This window comes from Acidovorax sp. SRI_002 (assembly GCF_057586455.1).
In genome coordinates this window covers 525,725-531,934 of record NZ_JBYCZW010000006.1, presented here as the reverse complement: position 1 = coordinate 531,934, position 6,210 = coordinate 525,725, and the positions used below count along the sequence as shown (strand labels likewise).

Genomic DNA, 6,210 nt, shown 5'->3' with positions numbered 1-6,210 from the left:
GCGGCGCTCCGCTCGGACAACTGCGGTGAGTCAGTTCACGAAGCGCGTGTGTCCTTCGGCACACGCGCCACCCCGCGCCCTGCGCGCCCCTGGCGCATCCAGAAGGGAACCCGCGAATCGGACATCCACACGGGCCATTGCTGCGCTCGGCCCCATCTCGCGGGCGCAAGCGCCACGCGCTGCGCAGGCGGGGCCGAGCGCAGCAATGGCCCGTGTGGCTGTTCGGCTGTTGGAGGTTCGGCTGCCCAGCCCCCTGCTGGCTGCGCCTGCGGCGGGGCGGTTGCGGGGTGAGCATGGGCGTCGCAGCGCCCATGCCTCGTGAACTGACTCGCCGTGGTTGTCCGAGCGGCGCGCACAGCGCAAAGCGAGTTCCACGGCGCACCCCGCAACCGCCCCGACGCAGGTTTGCCCCGTAGCGAAGCGCAGGGGTCGCAGACTGGGGGTCGCCTTTTCTTTGGTGACTTTCTTTTGGCGAAGCAAAAGAAAGTTACTCGCCCGCCGGGGCGACAACCCGGCCTCCGCCCTCAGCACAAGCACACCGCCTAAACCAGCGCGCCAAGGCTTCGAAAAGCTCAGCCCGAACGGTATGGGGCAAACTAGGGAACTATAAAAACAATAGCGGCTGGCGCTTTCTACACAAGCGCTAGCCGCCAAAACCACTAAAAATGCTGACCTCAAGCCGCCAGAATCAGCTTCTCCAGCTTCACCGCATCCACCGCAAACGCCCGAATCCCCTCGGCCAGCTTCTCCGTCGCCATCGCGTCCTCATTCAACGCATAACGGAACCCCGCCTCGTCATAGTTCACCGCAGGCAAATCCATCGCCTTGGCAGCCTCTGCATCCAGCGCCCGCTGCAACGGCGCATCGCTCGCCGCCAGCTGCGCCAGCAGCTCCGGCGCAATGGTCAGCAGGTCGCACCCAGCCAGCGCCGTGATCTGGCCCACGTTGCGGAAGCTTGCACCCATCACCTCGGTGGCAATGCCAAAACGCTTGTAGTGGTTGTAGATCTGCGTGACCGACTGCACGCCCGGGTCGTTGGCGCCCGCGCGCGCGGCCTCATCCCAGCTCGCGCCCGCCTGCTTCTTGTACCAGTCGTAAATGCGGCCCACAAACGGGGAAATCAGCTGCACCTTGGCCTGGCCGCAAGCCACGGCCTGGGCGAACGAGAACAGCAGCGTGAGGTTGGTGTGGATGCCCTTGCGCTCGAGCTGGGCAGCGGCCTGGATGCCCTCCCACGTGGCCGCGATCTTGATGAGCACGCGGTCGATGTGGATGCCTTCGGCCTGGTACAGCTCGATGATGCGCTCGGCGCGCGTGACGGTGGCGCTGGTGTCAAAGCTCAGACGCGCATCCACTTCGGTGGAGACGCGGCCGGGCACGTGGGTCAGGATTTCGCAACCAAAACGCACCAGCAGGCGATCGATCACCTCGTCCATGGCGCGCCCTTGCCACTTGGCGACGGTGTCCTTGAGCAGGGGCGCGTATTCGGGCTTTTGCACCGCCTTGAGGATCAGCGAGGGATTGGTCGTGGCGTCCTGCGGACGGAACTGGGCCAGTTGCAGAAAGTCGCCAGTGTCGGCAACCACGGTGGTGAACTGTTTGAGGGCGTCGAGTTGGTTCATGGCGCCATTATTCCGCATCACGTTGGGCACCTTCGGTACTACCAACCACCGATACGCCGTGGGCTCCCAGGCTCAGCTGCACGTCATCACCCACGGCCAGCACATCATCCAGGTCGGACGACACCACAAAGATGTGGCCGAGCGTGGTGTCAAAGGTGTATTCGTGCACCGCGCCCAGATAGGCCCGCTTGTCCAGCCGGGCGGGCAGCAGGCCCGCGCCCTGGCGGTGAATACGCCAGGCCTCCGGCCGCACCGCCACCTTTACCGGGCCGCTCTTCACCGCCATGCGGGGGCGCAGCACCAGCGGGCCGAGTGCCACCGTGCCGTCCGCGTCGGCCACGGCGGGGAACAGCATTGCCTCACCCATGAAACCGGCCACAAACTCACTGTGCGGGGTTTCGTACAGCGCGCGCGGCGAGCCCTTTTGCGCAATCAAGCCCTGGTTCATCACGATGATCTGGTCGCTCACGGCCATGGCCTCGGCCTGGTCGTGTGTGACGTAAGCCACCGTGAGCGACAGGCGCTGCTGCAGCGCGCGGATCTCTTCGCGCATCTCACGGCGCAGGCGGGCGTCGAGGTTGGACAAGGGCTCGTCGAACAGCAGCACCTCGGGCTCCAGCACCAGCGCGCGGGCCAGGGCCACGCGCTGCTGCTGTCCGCCCGAAAGTTCGCTGGGCAGGCGGTCGTCATAGCCCACCAGGCCCACGCCGCGCAGCGCCTCCACCGCCTTGGTGCGTGCCTGCTCCTTGGGCTGGCCCGACATGCGCAGGCCGTACATCACGTTCTCCACCACATTCATGTGCGGGAACAGCGCGTAGCTCTGGAACATCATGCTCACGTTGCGCTGCGCGGGGCCGAGTGTGGTCACGTCCTTGCCGGCAATGAAGATCTCGCCCGACGTGGGCGATTCCAGCCCCGCAATCATGCGCAGCGTGGTCGTCTTGCCGCAGCCCGAGGGGCCGAGGATGGTGGTGAGCGTGCCGCGCGGCACCTCAAAGCTGATGCCCTTGACGGCCAGGGCCGCGCTGCTGTCGCTGCCGTAGCGCTTGGTGATGTTGCGGAACACGATGCCCGCGTCGTTGTTGTTCATAGTTGTCTTTTCAATTGACGATTGCGCATGGCAACTGGCGCGATCCAGGCGTGGGACGCCGAGCAAGGGCCGCCCCGCAGCGAGGCGTTGTCCCCCTGGGGGGAAGGCGCCGAAGGCGACTCAGGGGGGGTCATAAGCCACCGCGCCGACCGAGTTTGCGGACACCCACCAGCAGCTGAATGAGCCCGATGGAGGCCGACATGAGGATGATGAGCACCGTGCAGTACGCCAGCGCCACGCCATAGTCGCCATTGCCCACGCGGCCAATGATGTAGGTGGTGGCCAGCTCGTTTTCGGCCGTGACCAGAAAGATCACCGCACTCACGGTGGTGATGGCGCGCACAAAGCTGTAGACCAGCGCCGCCACCAGCGCAGGCTTGAGCAGCGGCAGCACCACATGGCGCAGCGTCTGCACACTGCCCGCGCGCAGCATGACGGACGCTTCATCCAGCGACCGGTCCAGCTGCTTGAACGCTGCCGTGCCCGCCCGCACGCCCACCGGCAGATTGCGGAACATGAAGCACAGCACGATGATGAGCGCCGTTCCCGTCAGCTCGAACGGCGGCACGTTGAACGCCAGGATGTAGCTCACGCCCAGCACCGTGCCGGGGATGGCGAAGGCCAGCAGCGCTGCAAACTCGAACGCGCCCTGCCCCCGGAACTCGGTACGCGCCAGCAGCCACGCGATGCCGATGCCCAACGTGGCTGTGAGCGGCGCCGAGATGGCCGCGAGCTTGAGCGTGGTGAAAAACGAGTTCCACGCGGTGCCCGCCCACACCACACCAAATTCGCCCCACTCCACACTGAACGCCGTGCGAAAGTGCGCCAGCGTGATGGTGTAGTCGCGCCCCCAGGTCTGCACAAAACCGCCCGCCAGCGCAAACAGGTAGACGATGAGGGTGAAGGCCATCCAGGGCAGCGCGATGGAATGCACCACGCGGCGCACACCGGTGGGCAGCGGCATGGCAATGCCCGCATCGCCCTTGCCCGATACGGTGGTGAAGTTCTGCTTGCCCAGCAGCCCGCGCTGGATGGCAAATACGGTGAGCGCAAAGAACGTGAGGATCCAGGCCAGCGACGCGGCACGCCCCTGGTCATACTGCGCACCGACGATGGCAAAGAAGATTTCGGTCGAGAGCACCGAGAACTGCCCGCCCACCACGATGGGATTGCCGAAGTCCGCCATGCTTTCGATGAAGCCCACCAAAAACGCGTTGGCCAGGCCGGGCTTGAGCAGCGGCAGGGTCACGGTCATGAAAGTGCGGTGCGGGCTGGCGCGCAGGGTTTGTGCGGCCTCTTCCAGGCTGGGCGCCACGCCCTGCACCACGCCGCGCATGATCATGAAGGCGATGGGCGTGAACGCAAAGGTCTGCGCCACCCAGATGCCCAGCCAGCCGTAGAACCAGCGCGTGGGTGTGATGCCGAACGCGTACTCCAGAAACTGGTTGAACACCCCGGCACGGCCAAACAGCAGGATGAGCCCCAGGCCCACCACAAACGGTGGCGTGATGATGGGCAGCAGCGCCACGATGTTCAGCGGCCGCGCATAGCGGCGCGACGCGCGCTCGGCCATCAGCGCCATGAAAGTGCCCAGCAGCGTGGTGCTGGTGGCGGTCATCAGCCCCAGGAACAGCGTGTTCCAGGCCACGCCGCAGCGCTGGCCACCCGCCAGGCACGAGAGACCAAAGTTGCGCTCGTGCGCAATGCGCTCCCACACCACGGCCAGCGAGAACGGGCCGTCCTCCAGAAAAAACGCAGCCGACAACGCCTTGAGCACCGGGAACACGATGAACAGCGCGAGCAGGCTGCCACAGCCCACCACCGCAGCCGCTACGAACAGATCGCCTTTGAAAAATCCTCGCCGTGCCACGCCAAACGACAGCAGCACCAGCAGCGCTGACAACACCACAAACCCGCCCCAGCCCATGCCGGGCTGGCGCGCACCCAGCTCGCCCAAGCTGGTGTTCATCCACCCAAAGGCCCAGCCGCGTGCGCCAATCGCAAAGCCACTGAGCAACAAGGCCACAAGCCCCAGCGCGCCCCCCGCCGCAAGCACGGCGCCCTGCTTGCGTCCCGCAGGCAGGCAGGCGCCCAGCCCCGCCACGGCCAGACCGGCCAGGCCTAGCCAGAGCCAGGGCCGACCAAACAATGCCGCCTGCATGAGCCCGTTGGCCGCCTGTTCGCCGCTGAAAACCTGGCCCACCGCGAGCAGGCCATTGGCATCCTGCTGCGCATACCAGGGGAACACGAGATAACCCAGCACGCCCACGACCAGCCAGACCCACAAGGGCCGGTTGACCGAGGCGCTGGGTGCTGTGGTTCGGAGGGTTGCGTGCGCCGCCGCTGCTGCTGCCGACACCACCACCCCTTAGCGCGCCGCGTTCTGCACGTCTTTTTCCCAGCGCGCAATCAGGCGGCGACGCTCGGCGCTGGCGCCGTATTTGGCGTAGTCGTAGTTGATGAGCTTCATCTTGGAAGGGTCGGTCATGCGCGGGTCCTTGGGCACCTGCGTGTTGCTGGGCAGCTGGAACTGCTTGGCCGCCAGGCCAAACTGCTGGCCGCCGGGCGTGAGTGCCCATTCGTAGAACTTCTTGGCGGCCTCGGTGTTGGGGCCGTTCTTGACGATGCTCATGGAGCCCACCTCGGCGCCCGTGCCTTCCGAAGGCGTGACCGAGCCCACAGGGAAGCCGTTGACCGCCTCGGTGGTCACGTCGTGCACGAAACTCACCGACACCGTGGTCTCGCCCCGGGCGGCCGCCTTGACAGGCGCCGTGCCCGAACGCGTGTAGGTGCTCACGTTGGGGTGCAGGGCCTTGAGGTATTCAAACGCCTTCTCCTCGCCCATGATCTGCACCAGCGTGGCGATCATGGTGTAGGCCGTGCCGCTGGATGCGGGGTTGGCCATCTGCACTTCGCCCTTGAACTCGGGCTTGAGCAGATCGGCCCACGACTGCGGCGGGTTGAGCTTGCGCTTGGCCAGCAGCTCCTTGTTGTAGCCAAAGCCCAGCGGGCCCAGGTACACGCCCACCGTGCGGTACTTGGAATCCGCCGCCTGCTTTTGCGCCCAGGGGTACAGCTGCGGCAACTGGGGCGATTTGTATTCGAGCGTGAGGCCCTGCTCGGCCGCCTGCAGGTGCGGGTCGCCTGTGCCGCCAAACCAGATGTCGGTCTTGGGGTTGGCGCGCTCGGCGTTGAGCTGCGCCAGGGCCTCGCCTGAGCCCTTGGCCGTCATGTTGACCTTGGTGCCGGTGGTCTTGGCGTACACCGTGGACATCAGGTTGCACCACTCGGCCTGCACCGAACAGATGATGTTGACCTGGCCCTGGGCCCAGCTGCCGGAGGCTGTGGCCACCAGGGCCGCACCGGCCAGAAGTTTCGTCAGCAAAGGTTTGCGCATGGGAGTCTCCTCAGTATCTGGATAACGTGATTAACGCGATGCAAGGATGCTAGTCCTGCAGGCAGGCCAGGGTCAGGGGGGAAACTCCCAGACCGGGTGCA

4 protein-coding genes are annotated in these 6,210 nt (G+C 65.8%); all 4 read right to left on the bottom strand.

Features of this window, described 5'->3' with window-relative positions; genetic code table 11:
* Window positions 1–674: 674 nt before the first annotated feature.
* Window positions 675–1,622 (bottom strand): transaldolase, encoded by a 948-nt coding sequence (gene tal / locus AC2YJX_RS19300; protein ID WP_487256980.1) that lies wholly within the window; start codon window positions 1,620–1,622, stop codon window positions 675–677.
* A gap of 7 nt (window positions 1,623–1,629) precedes the next feature.
* On the bottom strand, window positions 1,630–2,712 hold the full coding sequence (locus AC2YJX_RS19295; protein ID WP_487256979.1) for an ABC transporter ATP-binding protein: 1,083 nt from the start codon (window positions 2,710–2,712) through the stop codon (window positions 1,630–1,632).
* A gap of 130 nt (window positions 2,713–2,842) precedes the next feature.
* Window positions 2,843–4,981: an ABC transporter permease gene (locus AC2YJX_RS19290; protein ID WP_487256988.1), complete on the bottom strand. Its 2,139-nt coding sequence runs from the start codon at window positions 4,979–4,981 to the stop codon at window positions 2,843–2,845.
* Between the two features lie 99 nt (window positions 4,982–5,080).
* A complete protein-coding gene (locus tag AC2YJX_RS19285) occupies window positions 5,081–6,109 on the bottom strand; it encodes an ABC transporter substrate-binding protein (RefSeq protein WP_487256978.1) in 1,029 nt (342 codons plus the stop codon).
* Window positions 6,110–6,210: the final 101 nt, after the last annotated feature.